This is a genomic window from Aureimonas altamirensis (assembly GCF_023702225.1).
GTDB lineage: Bacteria > Pseudomonadota > Alphaproteobacteria > Rhizobiales > Rhizobiaceae > Aureimonas > Aureimonas altamirensis_B.
Genome location: NZ_JAMQCO010000001.1, coordinates 494,744 through 518,007 on the forward strand (window position 1 = coordinate 494,744; position 23,264 = coordinate 518,007).

General features: G+C 66.6%; 29 protein-coding genes. 10 read left to right on the top strand and 19 right to left on the bottom strand.

The annotated features are described in order from the left end of the window. Positions 1–4: 4 nt before the first annotated feature. Positions 5–262, bottom strand: a complete 258-nt coding sequence (locus NDN16_RS02400) for a hypothetical protein (protein ID WP_435301042.1) — start codon at positions 260–262, stop codon at positions 5–7. 195 nt (positions 263–457) lie between these two features. Here NDN16_RS02400 and hemF point away from each other — a divergent pair, with 195 nt between their 5' ends. After that, positions 458–1,366: an oxygen-dependent coproporphyrinogen oxidase gene (gene hemF, locus NDN16_RS02405; protein ID WP_251112003.1), complete on the top strand. Its 909-nt coding sequence runs from the start codon at positions 458–460 to the stop codon at positions 1,364–1,366. Here the strand turns inward: hemF and NDN16_RS02410 are convergent, their stop codons facing one another. The 6 genes from NDN16_RS02410 to NDN16_RS02435 are packed head-to-tail and all read right to left on the bottom strand — an operon-like array spanning position 1,367 to position 4,256. Beyond that, complete coding sequence (locus NDN16_RS02410; protein WP_251112004.1) at positions 1,367–1,642, bottom strand: DUF1289 domain-containing protein; 276 nt, start codon at positions 1,640–1,642, stop codon at positions 1,367–1,369. A 38-nt stretch (positions 1,643–1,680) separates the two neighbouring features. Then, positions 1,681–1,953 carry a DUF1289 domain-containing protein gene (locus tag NDN16_RS02415; RefSeq protein ID WP_251112005.1) on the bottom strand — a complete coding sequence of 91 codons (273 nt, stop codon included), beginning with the start codon at positions 1,951–1,953 and terminating at the stop codon, positions 1,681–1,683. A 5-nt stretch (positions 1,954–1,958) separates the two neighbouring features. Next, entirely contained in the window at positions 1,959–2,396 is a 438-nt protein-coding gene (locus NDN16_RS02420; protein ID WP_251112006.1) for a DUF1178 family protein, read from the bottom strand. Continuing rightward, positions 2,393–3,247, bottom strand: a complete 855-nt coding sequence (locus NDN16_RS02425) for a carbon-nitrogen hydrolase family protein (RefSeq protein ID WP_251112007.1) — start codon at positions 3,245–3,247, stop codon at positions 2,393–2,395. Before NDN16_RS02425 ends, NDN16_RS02420 begins: the two co-directional genes overlap by 4 nt. Positions 3,248–3,250: 3 nt before the next feature. Then, positions 3,251–3,517 (bottom strand): glutaredoxin 3, encoded by a 267-nt coding sequence (gene grxC, locus NDN16_RS02430; protein WP_251112096.1) that lies wholly within the window; start codon positions 3,515–3,517, stop codon positions 3,251–3,253. Then, on the bottom strand, positions 3,429–4,256 hold the full coding sequence (locus tag NDN16_RS02435) for a ComF family protein (protein ID WP_251112008.1): 828 nt from the start codon (positions 4,254–4,256) through the stop codon (positions 3,429–3,431). Before NDN16_RS02435 ends, grxC begins: the two co-directional genes overlap by 89 nt. Positions 4,257–4,385: 129 nt before the next feature. On the opposite strand from NDN16_RS02435, the gene NDN16_RS02440 reads away from it, so the two are divergent. Then, complete coding sequence (locus tag NDN16_RS02440) at positions 4,386–5,276, top strand: methyltransferase domain-containing protein (protein WP_251112009.1); 891 nt, start codon at positions 4,386–4,388, stop codon at positions 5,274–5,276. Positions 5,277–5,304: 28 nt separating this feature from the next. Here the strand turns inward: NDN16_RS02440 and NDN16_RS02445 are convergent, their stop codons facing one another. From NDN16_RS02445 to NDN16_RS02465, 5 genes are all read right to left on the bottom strand, one after another. Continuing rightward, positions 5,305–5,592 carry a hypothetical protein gene (locus tag NDN16_RS02445; protein ID WP_251112010.1) on the bottom strand — a complete coding sequence of 96 codons (288 nt, stop codon included), beginning with the start codon at positions 5,590–5,592 and terminating at the stop codon, positions 5,305–5,307. A gap of 131 nt (positions 5,593–5,723) precedes the next feature. Then, on the bottom strand, positions 5,724–6,131 hold the full coding sequence (locus NDN16_RS02450) for a (deoxy)nucleoside triphosphate pyrophosphohydrolase (RefSeq protein ID WP_251112011.1): 408 nt from the start codon (positions 6,129–6,131) through the stop codon (positions 5,724–5,726). Next, positions 6,128–6,910 (bottom strand): GNAT family N-acetyltransferase, encoded by a 783-nt coding sequence (locus NDN16_RS02455; protein WP_251112012.1) that lies wholly within the window; start codon positions 6,908–6,910, stop codon positions 6,128–6,130. Before NDN16_RS02455 ends, NDN16_RS02450 begins: the two co-directional genes overlap by 4 nt. Continuing rightward, positions 6,891–8,123, bottom strand: a complete 1,233-nt coding sequence (argJ, locus tag NDN16_RS02460; RefSeq protein WP_251112013.1) for a bifunctional glutamate N-acetyltransferase/amino-acid acetyltransferase ArgJ — start codon at positions 8,121–8,123, stop codon at positions 6,891–6,893. Before argJ ends, NDN16_RS02455 begins: the two co-directional genes overlap by 20 nt. A gap of 157 nt (positions 8,124–8,280) precedes the next feature. Beyond that, a complete protein-coding gene (locus tag NDN16_RS02465; protein ID WP_251112014.1) occupies positions 8,281–9,252 on the bottom strand; it encodes a peptidylprolyl isomerase in 972 nt (323 codons plus the stop codon). Between the two features lie 242 nt (positions 9,253–9,494). On the opposite strand from NDN16_RS02465, the gene secA reads away from it, so the two are divergent. Both secA and NDN16_RS02475 read left to right on the top strand, forming a co-directional pair. Further along, positions 9,495–12,176, top strand: coding sequence for a preprotein translocase subunit SecA (gene secA / locus NDN16_RS02470; RefSeq protein WP_251112015.1), 2,682 nt, complete (start codon positions 9,495–9,497; stop codon positions 12,174–12,176). A gap of 140 nt (positions 12,177–12,316) precedes the next feature. Beyond that, entirely contained in the window at positions 12,317–12,886 is a 570-nt protein-coding gene (locus NDN16_RS02475; RefSeq protein WP_251112016.1) for a hypothetical protein, read from the top strand. 3 nt (positions 12,887–12,889) lie between these two features. Here the strand turns inward: NDN16_RS02475 and NDN16_RS02480 are convergent, their stop codons facing one another. Then, complete coding sequence (locus tag NDN16_RS02480) at positions 12,890–13,084, bottom strand: hypothetical protein (protein ID WP_251112017.1); 195 nt, start codon at positions 13,082–13,084, stop codon at positions 12,890–12,892. Here NDN16_RS02480 and NDN16_RS02485 point away from each other — a divergent pair. Beyond that, positions 13,083–13,376 (top strand): hypothetical protein, encoded by a 294-nt coding sequence (locus tag NDN16_RS02485; RefSeq protein ID WP_251112018.1) that lies wholly within the window; start codon positions 13,083–13,085, stop codon positions 13,374–13,376. The two genes, NDN16_RS02480 and NDN16_RS02485, sit on opposite strands and share 2 nt — an antisense overlap. Here the strand turns inward: NDN16_RS02485 and NDN16_RS02490 are convergent. From NDN16_RS02490 to NDN16_RS02505, 4 genes are all read right to left on the bottom strand, one after another. Then, positions 13,366–14,370, bottom strand: a complete 1,005-nt coding sequence (locus NDN16_RS02490) for a L,D-transpeptidase family protein (protein ID WP_251112019.1) — start codon at positions 14,368–14,370, stop codon at positions 13,366–13,368. The two genes, NDN16_RS02485 and NDN16_RS02490, sit on opposite strands and share 11 nt — an antisense overlap. Positions 14,371–14,500: 130 nt before the next feature. Next, complete coding sequence (locus tag NDN16_RS02495) at positions 14,501–15,460, bottom strand: acetyl-CoA carboxylase carboxyltransferase subunit alpha (protein WP_251112020.1); 960 nt, start codon at positions 15,458–15,460, stop codon at positions 14,501–14,503. A 143-nt stretch (positions 15,461–15,603) separates the two neighbouring features. After that, a complete protein-coding gene (locus tag NDN16_RS02500) occupies positions 15,604–16,524 on the bottom strand; it encodes a tyrosine recombinase (protein ID WP_251112021.1) in 921 nt (306 codons plus the stop codon). Beyond that, positions 16,521–16,715, bottom strand: coding sequence for a histidine kinase (locus tag NDN16_RS02505; protein ID WP_251112022.1), 195 nt, complete (start codon positions 16,713–16,715; stop codon positions 16,521–16,523). The genes NDN16_RS02500 and NDN16_RS02505 overlap by 4 nt, the downstream gene beginning before the upstream one ends. A 141-nt stretch (positions 16,716–16,856) precedes the next feature. On the opposite strand from NDN16_RS02505, the gene NDN16_RS02510 reads away from it, so the two are divergent. After that, positions 16,857–17,441, top strand: a complete 585-nt coding sequence (locus tag NDN16_RS02510) for a shikimate kinase (protein ID WP_251112023.1) — start codon at positions 16,857–16,859, stop codon at positions 17,439–17,441. After that, on the top strand, positions 17,438–18,577 hold the full coding sequence (gene aroB, locus NDN16_RS02515) for a 3-dehydroquinate synthase (protein WP_251112024.1): 1,140 nt from the start codon (positions 17,438–17,440) through the stop codon (positions 18,575–18,577). Before NDN16_RS02510 ends, aroB begins: the two co-directional genes overlap by 4 nt. Here the strand turns inward: aroB and NDN16_RS02520 are convergent. Together NDN16_RS02520 and NDN16_RS02525 are read right to left on the bottom strand one after the other, a co-directional pair. Beyond that, the gene (locus NDN16_RS02520; RefSeq protein WP_251112025.1) at positions 18,549–19,265 is read right to left on the bottom strand and encodes a YoaK family protein; all 717 of its coding nucleotides are present in this window, start codon (positions 19,263–19,265) and stop codon (positions 18,549–18,551) included. The genes aroB and NDN16_RS02520 overlap by 29 nt on opposite strands. Continuing rightward, positions 19,262–19,561 (bottom strand): BolA family protein, encoded by a 300-nt coding sequence (locus NDN16_RS02525; RefSeq protein ID WP_251112026.1) that lies wholly within the window; start codon positions 19,559–19,561, stop codon positions 19,262–19,264. Before NDN16_RS02525 ends, NDN16_RS02520 begins: the two co-directional genes overlap by 4 nt. Positions 19,562–19,665: 104 nt before the next feature. Between NDN16_RS02525 and NDN16_RS02530 the strand changes: the two genes are divergently transcribed. The 3 genes from NDN16_RS02530 (at position 19,666) to cobT (ending at position 23,258) form a co-directional block, all read left to right on the top strand. Further along, the gene (locus NDN16_RS02530) at positions 19,666–20,271 is read left to right on the top strand and encodes a J domain-containing protein (protein WP_251112027.1); all 606 of its coding nucleotides are present in this window, start codon (positions 19,666–19,668) and stop codon (positions 20,269–20,271) included. 94 nt (positions 20,272–20,365) lie between these two features. After that, the gene (gene cobS / locus NDN16_RS02535) at positions 20,366–21,352 is read left to right on the top strand and encodes a cobaltochelatase subunit CobS (RefSeq protein WP_251112028.1); all 987 of its coding nucleotides are present in this window, start codon (positions 20,366–20,368) and stop codon (positions 21,350–21,352) included. A 7-nt stretch (positions 21,353–21,359) separates the two neighbouring features. Next, the gene (cobT, locus tag NDN16_RS02540; protein ID WP_251112029.1) at positions 21,360–23,258 is read left to right on the top strand and encodes a cobaltochelatase subunit CobT; all 1,899 of its coding nucleotides are present in this window, start codon (positions 21,360–21,362) and stop codon (positions 23,256–23,258) included. The last annotated feature ends 6 nt before the right edge of the window (positions 23,259–23,264 follow it).

Consider the following 23,264-nt stretch of genomic DNA (forward strand, 5'->3'; position numbering starts at 1 on the left):
CCGGTCAGTCTGCGGTCGGCAAACGGCGCATCGTAAACTCGACGCTGCCATCCGGCAGCAGCCGCCAGCTTTCGACCGACGTCCAGTACGCCGCTTTCGGATACCGGTCGAACCACTCCCGCGCCTTCACGCGGGCTTCCGGACGCGGCAGCGTGTAGGTTTCCCTCACGAACGTATCGCGCGGGCCGACCGACCGTTCGCGCGTCCGGGCAAGCTGGCGTCTCAAGCCGTCCAGCGGTGGCTTTTGCATGCGCGCCATCACCATACCCCTTCTTGCGCGAAAAGGTGGGGCCCCTGCTCCTGCCGGAAGATAGGGCGGTCGGCCACTGAAGTGGACTCCAAATCGTCAAAGGCGGCAAAGCCTTCCACGTGGAAGATAAACGCACTAGTTTGCTTGTCGGTTGGGTAGCGGCGTCGCGCGTTGTGATTGTACTGGCGCGCGCTACTGGAGGGTGACATGGAAAGACCGGATCTGCCGCAGGGGCTTCCCGAGGGGCTCGACGAAAAGAAGACGATCGCGCGGGAATGGTTCGAAACCCTGCGCGACAGGATCTGCGAAGCCTTCGAGGCGATCGAGGACGAGATGGAGGAAGATGGCGGCACGCCGGCCGGCCGCTTCGTCCGCACGCCCTGGTCGCGCGACAAGGATGGCGGCGGCGGCGTCATGTCGATGATGCACGGGCGGGTCTTCGAGAAGGTCGGCGTGCACGTATCGACCGTGCACGGGCAGTTCAGCGCCGACTTCGCCAAGCAGATCCCCGGCGCAGGCGACGATCCGAATTTCTGGGCCTCGGGGATTTCCCTGATCGCCCATATGCGCAACCCCAACGTGCCCGCCGTGCACATGAATACACGCATGGTCGTCACGACCGGGCAGTGGTTCGGCGGCGGGGCGGACCTGACGCCGACGCTGGCGCGCCGACGCACTCAGGACGACCCCGATACGCTGGCTTTCCACAAGGCGATGAAGTTCGTCTGCGACCGGCATGCCGGCGTCGCCAACTACGATCGCTTCAGGCAATGGTGCGACGAGTATTTCTTCCTGCCCCACAGGAACGAAGCGCGCGGCATCGGCGGCATCTTCTACGACTGGCTGCATTCTCCGGTCGAGAGCGGCGGCTGGGATGCGGATTTCGCCTTCACGCGCGATGTCGGCAAGGCTTTCCTCGTGGTCTATCCGCATATCGTGCGGCAGAACCTGCGCAAGCCCTACACCGAGGCCGACCGCGAGGAGCAGTTGATCCAGCGCGGACGCTATGTGGAGTACAACCTGCTCTACGACAGGGGCACCTTGTTCGGCCTCAAGACGGGCGGCAACGTCAATTCGATCCTGTCGTCCATGCCACCCGTGGTGAAATGGCCGTGATCACCGATCCTCGTCGTCCAGCGCATCCAGCGGGCACGGCACTCCGGCGCGGTCGCATTTGCGCCGATAGGCGATGGCCCAGAAGGCCGGGTTGCGCTCCTGCGAGACCCGCTCGATCAGCCCCATGATGAAGGCCTTCTTCATGGGGCCGCTGCCGGACTGCGGGAAGGCGTCCTTCTCGGCCCTGGTCATGGTGCAGCCGACACAGCGCCCCTGGCGCTTGTACTTGCACACGTCGACGCAAGGGGATGGGGCATCGGCCCAGGGGTCGGACACGGCATTCTCCTGATTGGAATAAATCCAATATAGGAGTCTCAGCCGACGCCTTCCAGCTTGTCGAGCGGACAGGGCCTGTCCTTCTTCTCGCAGCGGCGGCGATACATGCGCGCCCAATATTCATACCGGCCGGCCTGCCGGAGCCTCTCGGTCAGTTCCTCGAAAAAGGCGCGCTTCTTCGCCTTGCCATCGAGCCGCTTGAACCGCTTCTTTTCGGGCTTCGTCATGCGGCAGCCGATGCAATGGCCCCCATCGCGGAACTTGCAGACACCGATGCACGGGGATGGCGCCTTGCGCCACAGGCCGGCCATGAGCGTCAGTTCCTGTCTTCAGGCAGCAGCGGCATCGGAAGGGCAGGCACGCCGTCTTCCAGAAGCGACCGGACATCCTCGGCGGTCGCTTCGCCGTAGATGCCGCGCTTCTCGCTCTCGCCGAAGTGGATGCGGCGGGCTTCTTCTGCGAATTTCGGGCCGACATAGTCCGAATTGGCGCGCACCGCCCGGGCAAGCTCCTGCAGCCGGGCCATGACCCCCTCCGTCCGTCCGTCCCCCATCGCCATCGATGAAGGGGCGGCCTGTGGGGCGGCGGCGACGGTGACGGCGGGCGCCATCAAGGCCTTTTCGACGCGCGCCGCATCGCAGGCGGGACATTGCAGCAAGCCGCCTGCCGCCTGGCCGTCGAAATCGGCGCCCGAGCGGAACCAGCCGTCGAAGCCATGGCCGCAGGATGTGCACTGAAGCGAGTAGCGGATCATGACGCCTTGGCGGAAAACTCGGTGGTGAAGGGGCGCCGGTTGCGCAGGTTCGGAATTTTGCCGCGTGCCGCCTCGACCGCTGCCAGGTCCAGCCGGGCCACCGCGACGCCCGGCTCGTCTCCGTCGACCTCCGCCAGCACCCGGCCCCATGGATCGATGATGATCGAATGGCCGTAGGTTTCGCGCCCGTCGGCATGCAGGCCGCCCTGCGCGGCCGCGATCATGAAGGCGTTGTTCTCGATGGCGCGGGCCCGCAGCAGCACATGCCAGTGCGCCTCGCCCGTCTGCCGCGTGAAGGCGGCGGGCGCGGTCAAGATGTTGGCGCCGGCCAGCGCTTCGGCGCGGAAGAGCTCCGGAAAGCGCATGTCGTAGCACACCGCAAATCCCAGCCGCACATCGGCCCTGCCCACCGAGAACCTGGCGAGAGCCGCCCGCTCGCCCGGCACGTAGGTGCGGGACTCGCGCCAGCTTTCGCCATTGTCGAGATCGACGTCGAACATGTGGATCTTGTCGTAGGTCTCCACTTCGACGCCATCGGGGCCGAACAGGAAGGCCCGGTTGGCTGCCATGCCTCCCGGCGCGGCAATGGCGGTGGAGCCTATATGCAGGTAGATTCCGTGGCGACGGGCCAGTCCGGACGCCGCCGCGACGACGGGATCTTCGGCAGCCGGCCTGAGACCGGCCAGCAGCGTCTCGCGGTCGCGGCAGACGGCGCCCGTCATCTCGGGCGTCTGGGCATAGGCGGCTCCCTGTGCGGCAGCCTGGCCGACCAGGGTTTCCAGAGACGCGATGTTGTCTTCCGGCTTGGTGGTGGATCGCATCTGCACCACCGCCGCGACGAGATCCGCCATGCTTCAGCCCTCCTGCCCGGCCAGCATCGGATCGAGCCGGCCGGCCGCGTCGAGCGCATAAAGGTCGTCGCAGCCTCCGACATGCGTCTCGCCTATGAAGATCTGCGGAAACGTCGTGCGGCCGTTGGCGCGCGACAGCATCTCCTGCCGGAAGGCGGGGTTGATCGTGGCGTCCCTTTCTTCAAAGGAAACGCCCTTCCTGTCCAGAAGCGCCTTTGCGCTTGTACAGAAACCGCAAAGCTGCCGCGTATAAACCGTTACCTGCACCATCACTCCGGGGCCCTTCCGAAAAATCATGCCACATATGCGGCCGCGGGACGCCGGCCGCAACCCTCGAGAAGGTCAGGACGAAGACCCGCGACGCGCCGGCCGCCTTCAGGGCGCGCGTTGCCGCCCCGGCAGTCGCCCCCGTCGTATAGACATCGTCGACCAGCAGGACCGCCCTGCCCTTCAGCATGGTGCGCTTGTGCCGGGGCACCATGAAGGCGCCCGCCACATTGACGGCGCGTTCGGCACGGCCGAGCCCGACCTGGCTACGCGTCGCCCTGCGGCGCACCAATGCGTCCTGCCGGAGCGGCACGCCCGTCAGGCCGGAAACCTGGAGCGCCAGCTCGGACGCCTGGTTGAACCGCCGTTTCAATAACCGCAGGCGATGCAGCGGCACGGGAACGACAAGGTCGCAGAACGGCAGGAGATCGGATGCTGCCCGCACCATCCATCGCGCCATGGGCCGGGCAAGGTCGGCGCGGTCGCCATATTTCAGGCGCGACGCCAGCTTGAGGCCGAGCCCATGGTGGATAACCGCCGAGCGCGCCATATCGAATGGCGGCGGGTCGGCAAGCGCCGCCGCGCTGACCTGCCCGTCTCCGAAATCGAATTCCATCGGCGTCCCGAGGATCGCGCAGTAGGGCTTGTCGATGAAGGCCATACGGGGCCAGCAGGCCGGGCACAGGGCCCCATGCAGCGTCGTTGCCGCCGAGCAGCCGATGCAGATCGGCGGAAAGGCCATGTCGAGGCATGAGGAAGACAGCCTGCCCGCCCATGCTCGCCAAGGCGGCTTCGCCGCGCTATTCACCCGATGTCGCATGCACCCCTCATGCGCGACATCATGCCGCATCCAGGACGAGGCAGCAACATCATGGCAATCGATAGCAAGCAGGCCGAGGCCCCATTCGACAGGGATCGACAGGCAAATCTAAGGTTGCGGTGGGCCGGGCGCGGCATGGCGCAGGCGAGCTTTCTCTACGACGCCGTCGCCGCCGACCTCTCCGAGCGCCTTTCGCTCGTCCAGCGCCGATTCGGGATCGGCCTGGAAATCGGCGGATATGACGGACGGCTGGCGCGAATCTCGTCGGCGCAGGTGGAAACCATGATTCGCATGGCTCCCGAAGCGGAATGGCTTGCCGGAACACCGCTGGCGGTTGCGGGCGACGATGAATGGCTTCCCTTCAGGGACGACAGCCTCGATCTGGTCCTGGCGCCGCTGACCCTGCACCAGACGAACGACACGCCCGGTGCGATGGCCCAGATCCGCCGCGCGCTGAAGCCCGACGGGCTTTTCCTTGCGGCCTTCATGGGGGGCGAGACGCTGTCCGAGCTTCGCGCCAGCCTGATTGCCGCCGAGGCCGAAATCTATGGCGGGGCGTCGCCGCGTGTGCAGCCCTTCGTCGAACTGCGCGATGCCGGCGCGCTTCTGCAGCGCACCGGCTTCGCGCTGCCGGTCATCGACCAGGAGCGGCAGGTGGTGCGCTACGATACGATGTTCGGGCTGATGGCCGACCTGAGGGCGATGGGCATGGCGAACAGCCTGTCGGCGCGCAGCCGCAAGCCGGTCGGCCGGCGGCTTTTCCTGCGCGCGGCGGAACTTTATGGGCAGCGATTCTCCGACGCCGACGGGCGTATTCGCGCCACGTTCGACATCATCTATCTGTCGGGCTGGAAGCCGCATGAAAGCCAGCAGAAGCCGCTGGCGCCGGGCAGCGCCAAGGCAAGCCTTGCGGATGCCCTAAAGGATCGGTCGGGAGGTTAGAGCCTTTCAGGCCGATGCCGAAAAGCGCTCAGCAGCCGCCCCGGCGGCTTCCGTCGGGCAGCTCCAGGCAGGGAGCCGGTCCGCGGCCGGTGTCCAGGCGGATGGCGCCCGGCTGCTGCAGGCCGATGGACCCCGTCTCCATCCGGTCGACGCCGGACGGGATGGCCGCAAAACGCGGTTCGGAACGCAGATTGCCCGGCTGGATGACCAGCGCGGCCACGACGGCCACCGCACCGAACACGATCGTGGCGCGGCAGAGCGCCATCACCGTATCGCGCCGCGTGCAACGCCTGCCCTGGTAGCTCACCCTGCTCATCGCGTCTTTACGCCCCTCAGCTGTCCGGCCAATCGAGACCTACCATCTGCCGAGCGGCGGGTTAATAAACCCTGAATAGTCATTGTGCCCGTCAGGGAATGGTTAACGACGCGCGCGCCGGGGCGGGGCAGCTACAGCAGTTCGATCAGCGGCGCGATCAGCGGCAGGTCGGCAGGCGGCATGGGGTAATCGCGCATGTCGCGCGGGCGCACCCACTTCAGCGCCTGCCCTTCCACGCCCCGCGGAATGCCGTCGTAGCGGCGGCAGACATACAGCGGCATCAGCAGGTGGAAATCGTCATAGGCGTGGCTGGCGAACGTCAGGGGGGCAAGGCAGCTTTCCCACGTCTCGATGCCGAGCTCCTCGTGCAATTCGCGGATCAGGCAGGCTTCGGGCCGCTCGCCCGGCTCCACCTTGCCGCCGGGAAACTCCCACAGGCCGGCCATCTGCTTGCCCTCGGGGCGCTGGGCCAGCAGCACGCGCCGGTCCGCGTCGACGAGGGCGCATGCAACCACCAGCAACATCCGCACGCCGCTCATGCGGCGCCCTTGCGGCGATAGACGTAGCGGTAGGCCTCGCTGAAACCGAGCCGGCTATACAGGGCGACACCGGCCAGGTTGTCCGCCTCCACCTGCAGCCAGCCCGTACGCGCGCCCTTGTGCAGCGTATGGCGGAGCGCGGTCACGATGAGGTCGCGGCCGATGCCTTTTCGGCGCTCGTCCGGCAGCACGGCCACGTCGAGGATGCCGGCCAGATCGTTGTCCGTGATCGCAAGAGCGGTGGCCAGCGGCCGGCCCTCGCGATCCTCGCGGACGAAGTAGGCAGCCGGCGGGCGGATGGACGCCAGCACTTCGGCAAGGCCGGTCCGCAGCTCTTCGGGCCGCTCGTGGACGCGCAGGCTGGCGTCCAGGTATCGCTCCGCATCTCGGATGGGAATCCGGTCGAGCGCGCCCGAAAGATCGAGGCCCGCCAGATCCGCCGTGAAGACGATGGATTCGCCGAAGCTTTCCCATCCTTCCGCATCCAGATGCGCCTTCAGCGCCGGTGGCGCCAGGGGCGACTGGCGAAAGATCAGTTCTCGCCCGGCGGCGGCAAAGTGCGCGCGCGCCCGGGCGATCCGCCCCTCGATGTCGCGGTCGTCCGAGGGGTCGAGGGGGTTCACCGAGTTCAACCGCTTGGCCGGAAAGCTCGTCGTCAGCCGCACCGCCCAGGTGCCGTCGTAATGGGTCGACGTCGCCGGCCAGGCGCGGAACCCCGCGGCCTCCAGCCGCCGCGTGATGGCGAACTGGCGCAACCTGTCAGCTTCTGTAATCGCCATTGATCGCAACATACTCTTTGGTCAGGTCGCATCCATACACGGTCCACGCCCCGTCGCCGAGCCCGATATCGACCAGGATGCGAATGACAGCCTCCTTCATCGCCTCGCTGGCCTCGGCCTCGCTGTAGGCGGGGTCGCGCTCGCCGTCCACCGCCACACGCACCGATCCGAACGAGATCGCAAGCCTGTCGCGGTCGGCAGGCTCCCCGGCCTTGCCGACGGCCATCACCACGCGGCCCCAATTGGCATCTTCGCCGGCAATCGCGGTCTTGACCAGCGGGGAGTTGGCGATGGACAGGGCGATACGCCTGGCCGAGGCGTCGTCCACCGCGCCTTCGACGCGAACCTGGATTTCCTTGCGCGCGCCTTCGCCGTCGCGCGCCACCTGCCGCGCAAGGTCGGTCAGGAGGTCCCGAAGCGCCGCGCGGAACGCATCCAGACGCGCATCGCCGGAATCCGTAACCGGGGCGCCGCCGGCACGCCCGGTGGCGAACATCAGCAGCGTGTCGGATGTGGACGTGTCGCTGTCGACCGTCACCGAGTTGAAGCTCGGCACCACCGCCTCGGCCAGCAGGCCCTGCAGGACAGGCGCCGCGATGGCGGCGTCCGTGGCGACGAAGGACAGCATCGTCGCCATGTCGGGCGCGATCATGCCGGCGCCCTTGGCGATGCCGTTGATACGCACGGCGACCCCGCCGACGTCCACGGTGCACGTCGCCATCTTGGGGTAGGTATCCGTGGTCATGATGGCTTCGGCCGCATGCCGCCAGGCGCCCTCCGCCGCGGTTGCCGACAGTTCCGGCAGGACATGCGTGAAGCGCCCGGCGTCGAGCGGCTCCCCGATGACCCCGGTTGACGCCAGGAACACTTCCGAAACCGAGCAGCCGACCGCGTCGGCGGCGGCCTCCGCCGTCGCGCGCGTCGTCTCGCGCCCACGCCGTCCGGTGAAGGCGTTGGCATTGCCCGAATTGACGACGACCGCCCGTGCCGCGCCGCCGGGCAGGTTCTCGCGGCAGAAGTCCACCGGGGCGGACGGGCAGCGCGAGGTCGTGAAGACGCCTGCAACGCTCGTGCCCTCGTCGAGCACCATCATCATCACGTCCGTCCTGCCGCGATACTTGATGCCGGCGGCGGCCGTCGCGATTCGCACGCCCGCGATGGCGGGCATGTCGGGATAGGTCGACGGGGCGAGCGGGGAAACGGAGTCGGACATCTGCGGTCGGCCTCGGCTCTGCGGCCGGCGGACGCATCCATAAGCCGGAGCGGACGCCGGGCGGCGACGGAAAACGAAGACGGCCCGCCATCGGCGGGCCGTCGAAGGGTTCAGAGCCTTTGCATCAAGGCGCGTCCGTGCGCAAGGGCCGAACGGTCTACTGCGCCGGTTGCGGTGCGGCCTCGCCCTGGCCGGCGCCCTCTGGCATCTCGCCCTGGTTGAGCCCCTGCTCCAGCGCTTCCACCTGGGATTTCAGCTCCGGGTCGACATATTCGACGTCGAGCTCCTGACGCGCAGCTTCCAGCATCTCGATATACTTGTCGCGCAGCACGACCTGCCGGGCCTGCTCGCGCACCTGCTCGAAGGGCGGAAACTGTGTCTGGCGCTTTTCCACGGCCTGGATGACGTGCCAGCCGAACTGGGTCTCGATCGGCTCCTGCGTATAGCTGCCGGGCTCCAGCGCAAAGGCCGCCTCCTCGAAGGCCGGGACCATGCGACCCTTGGTGAAGAAGCCGAGATCGCCCCCGTTCTGGGCCGACGGATCGCGCGAGGCTTCGCGGGCGAGGTCCTCGAACTTCTCACCGGCGCCGAGGCGCTCGATCAGCTTGTCCGCCTCTTCCTTCGTCTCCACCAGGATATGGCGCGCATGCACCTCGTCCTGCGGCACGAAGCGTTCCTTTTCGGCGTCGTAGCGGGCGCGCAGCTCATCCTCGGTGATGGCCTCGGCGCCGTGCTTGTCGAAATAGGCGTTGTGCAGGGCGCGCTCGCGCAGGAAGGCGATCTGCCGTGCAACGGCGTCCTCGTCCTGAAGGCCCTCGGCCTCGGCCTTGGTGGCCAGCGCCTTGACGTCGATGAGCGCCGAAATCGTCGCCAGCCGGCGCTGCTGCGGCGGCAGCTGGGCGAATTGCTGCGACAGGTCCTCGGCGGCGGCGGCCAGGTCGGCTTCGGTGATCTCCGCACCGCCGACGCGGGCGACGACAGTCTCGGGCGACACGGCGGGCGCGGCCTCGGCCGGCTCTTCCGCGGCCGGTGCGGCAGGGGCCGCGGCGTCCTGGGCCTGGGCCTGGGTGGCAAGGGTGCCGACGACCAGCGCCGAGGCGAGCAGGCGGGCTTTCAAGCTGAGGATCATGGGTTCAGGTTCCTTCCCGATGGGGCGGGCCCGGCCTTTTGCCGAGGCATGTGGCTTTTTCAGGACAGGCCGGCGAACCGCTCCCGCCGCAAACGGCGTGCCAGCGTTGACATCGCCAAGGGCCCCTCTTATCTCTCGCACGTTCTTAAAGTCCAGCCGGTTCCGGTCAAGTCAAGCGGCGACCCGCCGGCGGCGGCGGGCGGTGACACACCCCACCGCCAATTCTCTTGGAAGGACCCTTCATGGTCAGTTTCGGTGGCCTAGCCCGCTTGTTGTTCGGTTCGGCCAACAGCCGGCGCGTCCGGCGCTTCGATCCGACGGTTCGCGCGATCAACGCGCTGGAGCCAGAGCTGGAAGCCTTGTCAGACGAAGAGCTCGTCGCCCGCACGCAGCGCTTCCGCGAGGAGATCGCAGCCGGCAAGACGATCGAGGATCTCCTGGTGCCGGCCTTCGCCACCGTGCGCGAAGCCGCAAGGCGGGCACTCGGCATGCGCCACTTCGACGTCCAGATGATCGGCGGCATGGTGCTGGCCGGCGGCGCCATCGCCGAAATGCGCACCGGCGAGGGCAAGACGCTGGTCGGCACGCTGCCCGTCTATCTTGCCGCGCTCGAAGGCAAGGGCGTCCATGTCGTCACCGTGAACGACTATCTGGCCACGCGCGACTCGGGCTGGATGGGGCGGGTCTACAAGTTCCTGGGCCTCAGCGTCGGCGTGATAACGCATGGCCTGTCGGACGACGAGCGGCGCGCGGCCTATGCCTGCGACATCACCTACGCCACGAACAACGAGCTCGGCTTCGACTACCTGCGCGACAACATGAAATACGACCGCGCGCAGATGGTGCAGCGCGGCCATCACTTCGCGATCATCGACGAGGTCGATTCGATCCTCATCGACGAGGCGCGCACGCCGCTCATCATCTCCGGCCCGCTGGACGACCGGTCCGACCTCTACAAGACCATCGACGCCTTCATCCCGCTGCTGAATTCCGAGGATTACGAGCTCGACGAAAAGCAGCGCCAGGTCTCCTTCACCGAGGAAGGCACCGAAAAGCTGGAAGGCATGCTCCGCGATGCGGGGCACCTTCAGGGCGAGTCCCTCTATGATATCGAGAACGTGGCCATCGTCCACCACGTCAACAACGCGCTCAAGGCGCATACGCTGTTCCAGCGCGACAAGGACTACATCGTCCGCAACGACGAAATCGTCATCATCGACGAGTTCACCGGCCGCATGATGCCGGGCCGCCGCTTTTCCGAAGGGCTGCACCAGGCCCTGGAAGCGAAGGAAGGCGTGACCATCCAGCCGGAAAACCAGACGCTGGCCTCGATCACCTTCCAGAACTATTTCCGCATGTACAAGCGGCTGGCCGGCATGACGGGCACCGCCTCGACCGAGGCGAGCGAGTTTGCCGATATCTACGGGCTGGACGTCATCGAGATCCCGACGAACCTGCCGGTGCAGCGCATCGACGAGGATGACGAGGTCTACCGGACGGCGGAAGAGAAATACGCGGCCATCGTCGAGGAGATCAAGGCAGCGGCCGAGCGGCGCCAACCGATCCTGGTGGGGACCACCTCCATCGAGAAATCCGAATATCTCGCCGACCGCCTGCGCAAGAGCGGCCTCAAGGACTTCCAGGTCCTCAACGCCCGCTACCACGAGCAGGAGGCCTATATCGTGGCGCAGGCCGGCGTGCCGGGCGCCGTGACCATCGCCACCAACATGGCCGGGCGCGGAACGGACATCCAGCTTGGCGGCAACGCCGAGATGCGGATCGACGCCGAGTTGAAGGATGTGCCGGAAGGTCCGGAGCGGGAGGCCCGCGCCGCCGAGATCGTCGCCGACATCAAGAGGCTCAAGCAGCAGGCGCTGGAATCCGGTGGCCTCTACGTGCTGGCCACGGAGCGGCACGAAAGCCGGCGTATCGACAACCAGTTGCGCGGCCGCTCCGGCCGCCAGGGCGACCCGGGCCGTTCGAAGTTCTACCTGTCGCTGCAGGACGATCTGATGCGCATCTTCGGGTCCGAACGCATGGACACGATGCTGACGCGCCTGGGCCTCAAGGAGGGCGAGGCCATCGTCCACCCCTGGATCAACAAGGCGCTGGAGAAGGCTCAGAAAAAGGTCGAGGCGCGCAACTTCGACATCCGCAAGAACCTTCTGAAATACGACGATGTCATGAACGACCAGCGCCGGGTCATCTTCGACCAGCGGTTGGAACTGATGGACGCCGCCGGGCTGACCGAGACGGTCGACGACATGCGCGGCGAAACCATCGACATGCTGATCTCCAAGCATATTCCCGAGCGCGCCTATCCCGAGCAGTGGGAAAGCCGGCAACTTGCCGAGGATATCCGCGAGATCGTCAATCTCGACCTGCCCATCGAGGAATGGGCAGCCGAGGAAGGGATCGACGACAGCGACATCCGCAAGCGCGTGCACGAGGCGGCCGATGCGGCCGCGGCGGAAAAGACGGAGCGCTTCGGTCCGGAAGTCACGGCCTACGTGCAGCGCTCCATCGTGTTGCAGACCATCGACGGCCTGTGGCGCGAGCATCTTGTCAACCTCGATCATCTGCGCTCGGTCGTCGGCTTCCGCGGCTATGCGCAGCGCGACCCGCTGAACGAGTACAAATCCGAAGCATTCGAGCTCTTCCAGTCGATGCTGGACAATCTGCGCGAGCGCGTGACGCAGCAATTGTCGCGCGTGGAGATCCAGCAGCGCCCTCCGGAGCCCGAACCGCAGGATCTGCCGCCGATGCAGGCGCACCACGTCGACCCCACCACGGGCGAAGACGAGGTGGACAATTCGGGACGCGATCCGTCCAACCCGTCGACATGGGGGCATGTTGCACGGAACGAACCCTGCCCATGCGGATCGGGCAAGAAGTTCAAGCACTGCCACGGCGTCTTCGCCTGACCGCCGCCACCCGGGGAATGCGGCAATCCGCCGCATGCCGGCACAACTTCTGAATTCTTGAGCGCATAGCTGCGCGGCACTCATCCTCTATCCGGAAAGCCCGGGCTCTGCAGCCCGGCATCAGGGATGGAAAGTCGATCATGCCCGTGCGCCTGCCTGCGATCGTCTTAGCTGCGTGCACGCTCGCACCGACACTTGCGGCTGCGGCGCCCTTCGGCCTGCATGCGGGCGATCGGCCCCCATCGTTCACGATCATGCGGGACAACGGCGACGGTACGGTCGTGGTCGCCAACCCACCCGCGGCCTATCCCGGCCTCGTCCAGTTCTTTGCGCGGTACGACGAAGCGAACGGCCTTTGCTCGATTGCCGGCGTGACGGCGCCATTCGACGGCGATGTCGAAGGGGTAGCCGCGCGATCCTACTTCAGCACGCTGGTTTCCCACCTGTCCCGTCGATACGGTGATGCGCGGCTCTATTCCTTCGCCGTTCCGCCGGGCCTCGATGCGGGCGGCTGGTCTGCACAGATCGCGGCGGGCAGCCGCTATCATTATGCCTTCTGGCATGGCGGGCCGGACGAAGAGGCGCGCTCCATCGCACTCAGCGTAGGAGCGGATGGCGATGGCCGTCCATTCGTCTTGTTGACCTACGATTTCTCTAACTTCGATCGATGCACAGAAGTACGCGCCCACGCAGGCGCGCCGGCGCTCTGATCGCTACGGCAGCAGCGGGCGGTGTTGACGCAGCCTGGGCGGCTGTCGGCTGAGCCATGGCTGCGTGGCGGCGTCCGGCGAGGCGGGCTTGCGGGAGGCGGCGTACATCGTCACGGCCCAGTCGTCGTTGGACATGTCTACCGGTTGCCGAATGTTGTCCGCAACCGGCGCGATGAGATCGGCGGATAGATACGACATGACCAGTTTCCTCCCGAAGATGGCGGCTTTGAACAACCGCGCTCTTCCACCTCAATCATGGAAAGGGGGAGTCCGTTCCCGGGATATGGCGTGGAAACGGGCACGATGCCTTGAATGTGAACAGGAAAGAAAAAAGCCCGCACCGGGGGAGGACCGGGCGGGCTTTGAAAAAGGCGGGCTATTTGGGAGGAGGAAGCCCGCTAAGTATTTTTATATCGATTTAAGTGGCGGCATACCAGCGCTGTTGCCGCATGGCAGCCATGCGCTTCTGCATGGCTGCCTTACCTGTTGAGCAGAGAGCCGAACATCGAAGTGCGGGCCGGCGCGGTGCGGTTACCGAGGCGGTCGTACCCTTCGCGACGGTTCTGCTCCCGCGCATAGGCTTCCGCCGTGATGGGATCGCCCGTGCGATAGGTGAAGGTGGACTGGATCGCAAAATCGCTCGGGTTCATCTTGGCGACCAGCGAAGCGATTTCGGCATCGTCCGAAATGCGGCGCGCGGCGATCGCCGGATCCTCCTGGACGGTGGGGCACGCGCCGGCCGGGTCCAACTGCGCGCCCTCGGGAAGCGCGGCGTTGAACAAGTAGCGCCTTTCGCAGACATCGACCTTCACCGGCCGCTTCGTCACCTCGAAGCTGTCGAACCCATCCTTGAGCATGGACCAGAATGCATAGTGATCGGAATTCTTGTGGCGCGCCATATTCTTCGGCGTCATCCGGAACGGGAATGCCTGAAACTGGAAGTTGCGCTGCCCACCGTTGAAGGACTCCCGGGCGAGGGCGTAGATTTCCTCGATCTGCTCGTTATCCATCGCGTAGCAGCCCGACGAGTTGCACGAGCCGTGCACCATCAGGTGCTGTCCGGTAAAGCCGTTGGACGCATCGTACCGGTTGGGGTAGCCGATATTGATGGACAAGTGATGCTGCGAACGCGGATTCAGCGAGCCGCGCGTGATGTTGTAGAATCCTTCGGGGGCCTGCCGGTCGCCTTCCGCCCTCTTCGGCCCGAGTTTCCCGGACCAGGCGCAGATGGGATACGTCTTCAGGAGGGCGTAGGCGCCGCTGTCGGTCTGCTTCCAGACCTCGAGTTCGGATTCTTCCTTGAACAGGCGCACCAGCATGGGTGACTGCTGCCCCATGCCCTTGGTACGCATGTCCTTGACGAGCGCTGCCGGCAAAGGCGCTTCGGAGCCCATGAGGTCGTCGATGCTTCCCGGCTGGCAGGCCGCAAGCACCATCATTCCGGCTCCCATCAGGGCGGCAGTAGCAAGGCGTCTGGCGAACATTCCCCGTTCCCCTCTGCGGCCGGACGTCTCGCCACGTCCCTGGCCGTATCGATCCAACTTTCTCGCCGAATTATGACTCCGTCAACCTTGCAGGTGGGTTAACGAAACGAAAAGCATTCTAGCAAAGGGCTCAGACCTTGAGTTCACGCCCCATGGCCAGGAATTTCTGCCGGCGCTCGCGGCGCAGATCCTCTCCGTCGAGGCCCGCAAGAGAAGCGAAGGCCCTGCGTATGGCCTCCCCGGCGCGATGGATCGTGGCGTCCTTGTCGCGGTGGGCCCCGCCGACGGGTTCCTCGACGATCTCGTCGATGATGCCGAAGCCCTTGAGGTCCTGCGCGGTGATCTTCATCGCCTGTGCAACATCCTTGGCGCGGGTCGCATCGCGCCAGAGGATGGATGCCCCCGCCTCCGGAGAGATGACGCTGTAAATTGCATGCTCCAGCATCAGCACGCGGTTGGCCGCCGCGATGGCGATGGCTCCGCCGGAGCCCCCCTCGCCGATGACGAGCGACACGAGCGGCACTTTCAGGTTCAGGCAGGTTTCCGTCGATCGGGCGATCGCCTCGGCCTGTCCGCGCTCTTCCGCGCCGATGCCGGGATAGGCGCCGGCCGTATCCACCAGCGTCAGCACCGGCACGCCAAAGCGCTCCGCCAGGTTCATCAGCCGCACGGCCTTGCGGTAGCCCTCGGGACGCGCCATGCCGAAATTGTGCTTCAATCGCGTCTGGGTATCCGAACCCTTTTCTTGCCCGATGACGGCAACGGACTTGCCGTCGAAACGGCCGAAACCGGAAATGACCGCGAGATCCTCGGCGAAATAACGGTCGCCCGCAAGCGGCGTGAAATCGGTTATCAGCGCCTCGACATAGTCGAGGCAATGCGGCCTGTCGGGATGGCGCGCAACCTGCGTCTTCTGCCACGGCGACAGCTTGCGATACAGATCCAGGAGCGCATCCTGCGAACGCTTTTCAAGCCGCGCGATGTCGTCGCCGACATCGAGGCTGCCTTCGTCATTGCTGATCCGCTTCAACTCGAGGATCTGGCTGTCGAGATCGGCGACCGGTTTTTCGAAGTCGAGGTAGTTGTGCATCCGTCAGCGGCGGGGCCGTCCTTTTGCCAGCCGGACTTCCGAGAAACACGGAACAGGCCGGGAGGCCGGTGATTTTGCGCGCAAACTGACGACAAGCCCCTGCCTTGTCAAGGAAGCCTCCCGTTGTGTCCGGCCTTCGCGTTTCAACCGTCCTCAAAGGCCTCCGACAGGGGATGATGCGCGGCCACGAGATCCACCAGCCGGTTTTCCAGGACATGGGTATAGATTTCTGTGGTCGAGATATCGGCATGGCCGAGAAGCTCCTGGACGACGCGCAGATCCGCGCCGTTCTGCAGGAGGTGGCTGGCAAAGGCATGCCGCAGCACATGCGGCGACACGATGGACGGGGGCAGTCCGGCGCGCGCCGCCAGCCCCTTCAACTCGCGCGCCACGGCCTGCCGGGTCACGTGGCCGCTGGCGGACAGTGCGGGAAACAACCATTGGCCGCCACCCTTCGCCTCCACGGCCGACGACGAGAATGCGGCAAGCGCCCCGGCGGCCCGCTCGCCAAGCGGAACCAGCCTGTCCTTGCCGCCCTTGCCGCGCACCAGGATGGCCGCCCCGCCGGCACGCAGAACGGCGCGCGGCAGGCCGATCAACTCCGATATGCGCATGCCCGATGCATAGAGCGTTTCGGCAAAGGCATGGAGCCGCAAGGCCCGCAGCCGCCTGGCGGGGGACAGCGTCATGTCCGCAGCCTCGGCCTCGGCACGGTCCAGCAGGCGCCCGGCCTGGTCTTCCGACAGGGATTTCGGCAAGGCCCTCGCCTTGCGGGGCGCGTCGAGCGGCCCGGTCGGATCGTCCGGCCGCCGGCCCTCCGTATAGAGAAAGCGGAAGAACTGGCGCATCGCGGCCATGCGGCGCCGGCGCGTGGCCGGGGTAAGCCCGGCTTGCGCAAGTTCGTGCATCACGGCCGACAGGTCCTCGGTGCCTGCGGCTTCCAGCCGGACGGTCAGCCGCTCCGCAATGTCGGTCAGGTCGCGACGATAGGCGGCGAGGGTGTTGGTCGAGGCGCCGCGCTCGACCGCCAGCGCCTCGACGAAGTCTTCGACGGCGCGGCTCATGGCTGGGCGGGCGCGGGCCGTTCGACCTGTTCCGCCCCGGTCTGCGCGCCCTGTCCCAGGCTGCGAAGCGGCACCGTCTGCGTGACTTCGCGCTGGTTCGGCTCGACATACAGCACCAGGAGCGCCATGGAAGCGATGACCAGCGCGGCGATGACGATCAGGGCGGACAGGAGTCGAACGAGTGTAGGCATGTCGCTTTCGGGCTTCGGACCGTTCAGAGCCGCGATTGTCCTCGCCAAGGGTTAACACTTCCGTTGCCCCCGCGCCAAGCTTGACGCGGACGGTGCTTTCCTGTTTTCGAGGCGGATCGCAATGAAGGGCACAACCCCCGCATGACGTCCACCGCCGACAAGACACGGCCCAGGGCCGCGCCGCTGGAGCTGCATGGCCGCTCCATCGCGCTTGTCGGGCTGATGGGCGCCGGCAAGACGACCATCGGACGCAAGCTGGCACAGATTCTCGGCCTGCCCTTCGTCGATTCCGACGCGGAGATCGAGCGCGTGTCGCGCATGACGGTATCGGAACTCTTCGCCGCCTATGGCGAGCCCGAGTTCCGGGCGCTGGAGGCCCGCGTCGTCGCCCGCATCGCCGAAGAAGGGCCCCGCGTGATCGGCACGGGCGGTGGCGCCTACATGAACGAGGCGACACGGGCGCTGCTGCGAGAGCGCGCCTACACCGTCTGGCTGAAAGCCGACCTGGACCTTCTGATGGAGCGCGTCTCGAAGCGACCGACGCGTCCGTTGCTGCAGGCGGCGGACCCGCGCACCGTCATGCGCGAACTGATGGACCGACGCTATCCGGTGTACGCACAGGCCGACCTGACGGTGCAGAGCCGCAACGCGCGGCGCGAGACGATCGCGGCGGAGATCGTCTCGGCGCTGCGCCGCAAGATCGAAAAGGACGGGCAAGGGCGATGATCGGTTCCGATGCAGGCGCGGATACGCGCAAGGTGCATGTCGACCTCGGCGCGCGATCCTACGATATCCTTGTCGGCGGCGGGCTCGTGGCCCGCGCCGGACAGGAGATCGCGGCGCGGCTGCCGGGCATCCGCGCCGCCATCGTAACCGACGAACATGTCGCGGCCCTGCATCTCGACCGCCTGTCCGCGGCCCTGGACGAGGCGGGAATCGACCACGTGTCCATCGTTCTCCCGGCCGGCGAAACCACCAAGAGCTTCGACCATCTGATGCAGCTCGTCGACGCGCTTCTCGGCGCCCGGCTGGAGCGCGGCGATGCCGTCGTCGCGCTCGGCGGCGGCGTCATCGGCGATCTGTCCGGCTTTGCCGCCGGCATCGTGCGGCGCGGCATGCGCTTCGTCCAGGTGCCGACCAGCCTGCTGGCACAGGTGGACTCCTCCGTCGGCGGCAAGACGGGCATCAACTCCCCGCGCGGAAAGAACCTCATCGGCGTCTTCCACCAGCCTGCGCTGGTACTGGCCGATACGGACATCCTCTCTACCCTCCCGGTGCGGGAATTCGCGGCCGGCTATGCGGAGGTGGTCAAGTACGGCCTCATCGACCGGCCGGATTTCTTCGAATGGCTGGAGACCAATCATGCGGCGATCTTCGCGGGAGGGTCGGCGCGCATCGAGGCCGTGGCACGGTGCTGCGAAGCCAAGGCCGCCGTCGTCGCCGACGACGAGCGCGAGGACGGCAACCGCGCGCTGCTCAACCTCGGCCACACATTCGGGCACGCACTGGAATCGGCCGTCCGCTACGACCCGCAGCGCCTGGTGCACGGCGAGGGCGTAGCCATCGGCATGGCGCTGGCGCACCGGTTCTCGCACCGGCTGGGCCTGATCGGCGGGCAGGACGTCGTACGGGTGGAGCGCCACCTGCAGGCGGTCGGCCTGCCGACACGCATCGACGCCATACCGGGGCCCGCCCTGGACGTCGATACGCTGATCGACAGGATCGCCCAGGACAAGAAGGTCGTCCGGGGCCGGCTCACCTTCATCCTGACGCGCGGCATCGGCCAATCCTTCATCGCCAGGGACGTGCTGCCGGACGACGTCCGCGCCTTTCTCAACGCGGAGACGGCTGCGGCCGCCTGACGCGCTGCGGCGATACGTAGCTGCGCCGCCAGCGATCCGGGATAACCAATGTCGCCACGCCGAGAGCCAGGCTGAACGCGGCGGGCGCCGCAAGGCTCGTCTCCGGCATCGTCCGGTAGGCCAGCGCGCCGGCCGTCGCGCCGGCGAGCATGCCGACGAAGGGTACGATCTGCAGCGGCCATCCGCCGCCCGGCTCCCCCATGAGCCGCCGGCCGATCCCGCGTCCGAAGCGCGACAGCGCCCCCGTCACGAAGGTGATGCCGAAGGCCTGCCCTTCCACCTGCTCTATGCCGGAATTCAGCATGCCCATGGCAAGCACCACCGCCAGCAGGGGCCAGGTCGGGCCCGGAAGCGCCATCGGCATCGCGATCAGCGCCGCCGTCACGAACAGCAGCGGCACATGATTGCGCCGTGTCAGGCGGATGAACACCTCTCCCAGTGCGTTGCCCGCCACGAAGACGAGAAGGATCGCCGCCAGCATGGCCGCGTGCTGGAACTGCCCGCGCACCAGCGCGGCGGCGAACTCCGTCGTGTTGCCGCTCATGAACGAGACGTAGCTTCCGATCATCATCAGGCCGATCGCATCCGTCATGCCGGCAAGCGCCGACAGGCAGACCGTCAGGAACAGGCCGGCGCCCAGCCGTCCGCGCCGCAGCCTGCGATGCCGCCGCCTATGCGGCGTCGTCACCGGCGTGCGGCCTCTTGGGGTGCGCGCGCCTCGATGGCCAGGGCGTGGACGCCGCCTGCAAGCTCGCCCGCCAGCGCCGCGTTCACCGCACGGTGCCGCTCGAGCCGGCTCATCGGCGCGAAGGCGTCGGCCACGATGCGGACACGGAAATGGGTTTCCCCCGTTCCGTCGAAGGGCGCGTGATGGCTCGTATCGTGATGATGGCCTGCATGAAGGTGGCTTTCGTTCACGACCTCGAGGCTGTCCGGCCTGAAGGCGGCGGAGAGCTTTTCTTCGATGGCGGACTGGATGCTCATGGCGTGCCCCGGATTCGCTGCGGCGTAAAGTTTCCGTTTCGCGCGGCTTTTCGCGTCTGTCAATTCTTGTTAGCGCACCTGCTGGAACCCATAATTGATCCGTGATGAAGCTCGATTCCAAATATTTCGACCGTATCCGCGTCAGGGCGGGTGCCAAGCCGGAGCCGCTGACTCCGGAATGCGCCTGGGAAGGCTGCTGCGAACCCGGCACGCACCGGGCGCCGCGCGGCCGCGACCAGGAGGGCCAGTATTATTTCTTCTGCTTCGAGCATGTCCGCCAGTACAACAAGAGCTACAATTATTTTTCCGGCCTCGCCGACAACGACATCCAGGCCTTCCTGAAGGATTCCATGACCGGGCATCGGCCCACCTGGAAGATGGGCTCCAACTCCAGCGGCGGCGCCCAGGCCCAAGGCGAGGCCGCTTCCGGCAAGCGGTGGAGCCGCCATACCCACGCCTACAACCTGTTCCGCGACGGCGAATTGCCGCGGCGCGAGGGCCCTAGGCGGCGGGCCCGGCCGCTGGAGATCAAGGCGATGGCCACGCTGGGCGTGCGGCAGGATGCCGATGGCGAAACGATCCGCCTGCGCTACAAGGCACTGGTCAAGCAGTACCATCCGGACGCCAATGGCGGGGACCGCGGCAACGAGGACAGGCTGCGCGAGGTCATCCAGGCCTACAAGTTGCTCAAGCAGGCCGGTTTCTGCTGAACCGGCTTCAAAAGGCGGCTGAAAGGTTCTACAGCTTCGGGCGCAAGAAAACGATCGATCGGCGCGTCTGGCGATGCCGATCCATGGAGGTGTGATGAGTGCAGCGGAACTGGAAGTGGCCGGGTTGCCCGACGCCATCGTCTCCGTCCGCGAAACCTTCGGTTTCGACAGCGATCTGAAAGTCCCGGCCTATTCCGTGGCCGACCCGCATGTGCCGGAGATCGACCCGGATTACCTCTTCGACAGGCAGACCACGCTGGCCATCCTGGCCGGCTTCGCGAAAAATCGTCGCGTGATGGTCTCCGGTTTCCACGGCACCGGCAAGTCCACCCATATCGAGCAGGTGGCGGCTCGGCTGAACTGGCCTTGCGTGCGCGTCAATCTCGACAGCCATGTCAGCCGCATCGACCTCGTCGGCAAGGATGCGATCACCCTGCGCGAAGGCCAGCAGGTGACCGAATTCCGCGACGGCATCCTGCCCTGGGCCTACCAGAACAATGTCGCGCTCGTCTTCGACGAGTACGACGCCGGCCGTCCGGACGTGATGTTCGTCATCCAGCGCGTGCTGGAATCGAGCGGCCGCCTGACGCTTCTGGACCAGAGCCGCGTCATCCGCCCGCATCCGGCCTTCCGTTTGTTCGCCACCGCCAACACGGTCGGCCTCGGCGATACGACGGGCCTCTATCACGGTACGCAGCAGATCAACCAGGCGCAGATGGACCGCTGGTCCATCGTCACCGTGCTGAACTACCTGCCGCACGACAACGAGGTCGGCATCGTGATGGCCAAGGCGCGCCATTTCGACAACAAGGAAGGGCGCCAGACCGTATCGCGCATGGTACGCGTGGCCGACCTGACGCGCTCGGCCTTCGTCAACGGCGACCTGTCGACCGTGATGAGCCCGCGCACCGTCATCACCTGGGCCGAGAATGCCGAGATCTTCGGCGATGTCGGCTTCGCCTTCCGGCTGACCTTCCTCAACAAATGCGACGAGCTGGAGCGGCCACTGGTCGCCGAGTTCTACCAGCGCGCCTTCGGCGAGGAACTGCCGGAATCCGCATCCAACCTCGTTCTCGACTGAGCGGCCCATGGCGCGTCCGGGCGACAATTCCAGGCCGGGCAAACTGCCCGCATTCGACCGGGAGCCGTTCCGGCGCGCGATCACGGGCTGCATGCGCGCCATCGCCGGCGAAGGAGAGCTGGACGTCACCTTCGGCAACGAGCGGCCCGGACTTTCCGGCTCCAAGGCGCGGCTGCCCGACCTGCCGAAGCGGCCCGCCGCCTCCGACATCGCGGTCACGCGCGGGCTGGCCGATGCCATGGCGCTGCGCCGCGCCCGGCACGATACGAAGGTCCATGCCAACCTGTCGCCCGAAGGGCGCAACGCCCGCGCCGTCTTCGACGCGGCCGAGCAGGCCCGGTGCGAAGCCATCGGCGCAAACGCCATGCAGGGGGTGGGCGACAACCTGACGGCCATGCTGGAGGACAAGTACCAGCGCTCCAACCTGTCCGCCGTGACCGACAAGGCGGAGGCGCCGCTGGAAGACGCCGTGGCCCTGATGATCCGCGAGCAGCTGACGGGCCGGCCGGCGCCCGACAGCGCCCGGGCCGTCGTCGACGTCTGGCGCGACTGGATCACCGAGCGGACCGGGGAACGGTTCGGCCGCCTGAACGAGCTGATCGAGGATCAGCGCGCCTTTTCGCGCGCCATGCGGGACGTTCTCGTGGCCATGGAGATGGCGGAGGAACTGGCCAACGAAGAGCCGGAGGAAAGCGGCGACGACGATGAGGCCGGCGACAACCAGGCGCGCGACTCCGAGGAATCCGGTGCCGAAAAGGAGGCCGGGCAGGACGATGCCCAGCCACAGGAAACCGATGTCGAGGGAGAGACCGACGAGGCCGCCGAGGCCGAGGCCTCCGACGCTTCCGCCGACGACCCTTCGGAGGATGACTCGGCCGATACCGAGACGCCGGGCGATACGCGCCGCCCCAACCAGCCCCTGACGCTGCAGGCGGGCGACAGCGACTACAGGATCTTCTCCACGCAGTTCGACGAAATCGTCGGCGCCGAGGAGCTGTGCGACGAAGAGGAGCTGGACCGCCTGCGTTCCTTCCTCGACAAGCAGCTCGCAGCCCTGCAGGGAGTCGTCGGGCGGCTTGCCAACAGGCTGCAACGCCGGCTGATGGCGCAGCAGAACCGATCCTGGGACTTCGATCTCGAAGAGGGCTATCTCGACACGGCGCGGCTGATCCGCCTGGTGACCGATCCCATGCAGCCGCTATCCTACAAGATGGAGCGGGATACCGAATTCCGCGATACGATCGTAACGCTGCTCATCGACAATTCCGGCTCCATGCGCGGGCGCCCCATCACCGTCGCGGCCACCTGCGCCGATATCCTGGCCCGAACGCTCGAGCGTTGCGGCGTGAAGGTGGAAGTCCTCGGGTTCACCACCCGCGCATGGAAGGGCGGCCAGTCCCAGGAGCAATGGCGCAAGGAAGGCAAGCCGCCCCGCCCCGGCCGGCTGAACGACATCCGCCACATCGTCTACAAGTCGGCCGACGCGCCGTGGCGACGCGCCAAGCGCAATCTCGGCCTGATGATGCGCGAAGGCCTGTTGAAGGAGAATATCGACGGAGAGGCGCTGATCTGGGCGCATAATCGCCTTCTGGCGCGCTCGGAGCAGCGGCGCATCCTGATGGTCATCTCCGACGGGGCGCCGGTGGACGACTCCACCTCGTCCGCAAACCCCGGCAATTACCTCGAGCGACACCTGCGGTCCGTCATCGACGAGATCGAGCAGCGCTCGCCCGTGGAGTTGCTGGCCATCGGCATCGGCCACGACGTGACACGCTATTACCGGCGGGCCGTCACCATCGTCGATGCCGAAGAGCTGGCCGGCGCCATGACGGAACAGTTGGCCGCCCTGTTCGACCTGGAAGGCGAAGGCGGAGGAAGCCGACGTCGGACGGCCGCCCGTCGTTGAAGCTCG

Bases quoted from the DNA above. Each gene is read 5' to 3' on its own strand.
- NDN16_RS02435 (WP_251112008.1), bottom strand. From the start codon at position 4,256: ATGGCCTTTCCGCCGATCTGCATCGGCTGCTCGGCGGCAACGACGCTG.
- NDN16_RS02495 (WP_251112020.1), bottom strand. From the start codon at position 15,460: ATGCACAACTACCTCGACTTCGAAAAACCGGTCGCCGATCTCGACAGC.
- NDN16_RS02465 (WP_251112014.1), bottom strand. From the start codon at position 9,252: ATGATCCTCAGCTTGAAAGCCCGCCTGCTCGCCTCGGCGCTGGTCGTC.
- aroB (WP_251112024.1), top strand. From the start codon at position 17,438: ATGATCGGTTCCGATGCAGGCGCGGATACGCGCAAGGTGCATGTCGAC.
- NDN16_RS02510 (WP_251112023.1), top strand. From the start codon at position 16,857: ATGACGTCCACCGCCGACAAGACACGGCCCAGGGCCGCGCCGCTGGAG.
- NDN16_RS02420 (WP_251112006.1), bottom strand. From the start codon at position 2,396: ATGATCCGCTACTCGCTTCAGTGCACATCCTGCGGCCATGGCTTCGAC.
- argJ (WP_251112013.1), bottom strand. From the start codon at position 8,123: ATGTCCGACTCCGTTTCCCCGCTCGCCCCGTCGACCTATCCCGACATG.
- NDN16_RS02530 (WP_251112027.1), top strand. From the start codon at position 19,666: ATGAAGCTCGATTCCAAATATTTCGACCGTATCCGCGTCAGGGCGGGT.
- grxC (WP_251112096.1), bottom strand. From the start codon at position 3,517: ATGGTGCAGGTAACGGTTTATACGCGGCAGCTTTGCGGTTTCTGTACA.
- NDN16_RS02480 (WP_251112017.1), bottom strand. From the start codon at position 13,084: ATGTCGTATCTATCCGCCGATCTCATCGCGCCGGTTGCGGACAACATT.
- NDN16_RS02440 (WP_251112009.1), top strand. From the start codon at position 4,386: ATGGCAATCGATAGCAAGCAGGCCGAGGCCCCATTCGACAGGGATCGA.
- NDN16_RS02475 (WP_251112016.1), top strand. From the start codon at position 12,317: ATGCCCGTGCGCCTGCCTGCGATCGTCTTAGCTGCGTGCACGCTCGCA.
- cobT (WP_251112029.1), top strand. From the start codon at position 21,360: ATGGCGCGTCCGGGCGACAATTCCAGGCCGGGCAAACTGCCCGCATTC.
- NDN16_RS02425 (WP_251112007.1), bottom strand. From the start codon at position 3,247: ATGGCGGATCTCGTCGCGGCGGTGGTGCAGATGCGATCCACCACCAAG.
- NDN16_RS02450 (WP_251112011.1), bottom strand. From the start codon at position 6,131: ATGAGCGGCGTGCGGATGTTGCTGGTGGTTGCATGCGCCCTCGTCGAC.
- NDN16_RS02445 (WP_251112010.1), bottom strand. From the start codon at position 5,592: ATGAGCAGGGTGAGCTACCAGGGCAGGCGTTGCACGCGGCGCGATACG.
- secA (WP_251112015.1), top strand. From the start codon at position 9,495: ATGGTCAGTTTCGGTGGCCTAGCCCGCTTGTTGTTCGGTTCGGCCAAC.
- NDN16_RS02500 (WP_251112021.1), bottom strand. From the start codon at position 16,524: ATGAGCCGCGCCGTCGAAGACTTCGTCGAGGCGCTGGCGGTCGAGCGC.
- NDN16_RS02485 (WP_251112018.1), top strand. From the start codon at position 13,083: ATGACCAGTTTCCTCCCGAAGATGGCGGCTTTGAACAACCGCGCTCTT.
- hemF (WP_251112003.1), top strand. From the start codon at position 458: ATGGAAAGACCGGATCTGCCGCAGGGGCTTCCCGAGGGGCTCGACGAA.
- NDN16_RS02490 (WP_251112019.1), bottom strand. From the start codon at position 14,370: ATGTTCGCCAGACGCCTTGCTACTGCCGCCCTGATGGGAGCCGGAATG.
- NDN16_RS02525 (WP_251112026.1), bottom strand. From the start codon at position 19,561: ATGAGCATCCAGTCCGCCATCGAAGAAAAGCTCTCCGCCGCCTTCAGG.
- NDN16_RS02415 (WP_251112005.1), bottom strand. From the start codon at position 1,953: ATGGCCGGCCTGTGGCGCAAGGCGCCATCCCCGTGCATCGGTGTCTGC.
- cobS (WP_251112028.1), top strand. From the start codon at position 20,366: ATGAGTGCAGCGGAACTGGAAGTGGCCGGGTTGCCCGACGCCATCGTC.
- NDN16_RS02455 (WP_251112012.1), bottom strand. From the start codon at position 6,910: ATGGCGATTACAGAAGCTGACAGGTTGCGCCAGTTCGCCATCACGCGG.
- NDN16_RS02505 (WP_251112022.1), bottom strand. From the start codon at position 16,715: ATGCCTACACTCGTTCGACTCCTGTCCGCCCTGATCGTCATCGCCGCG.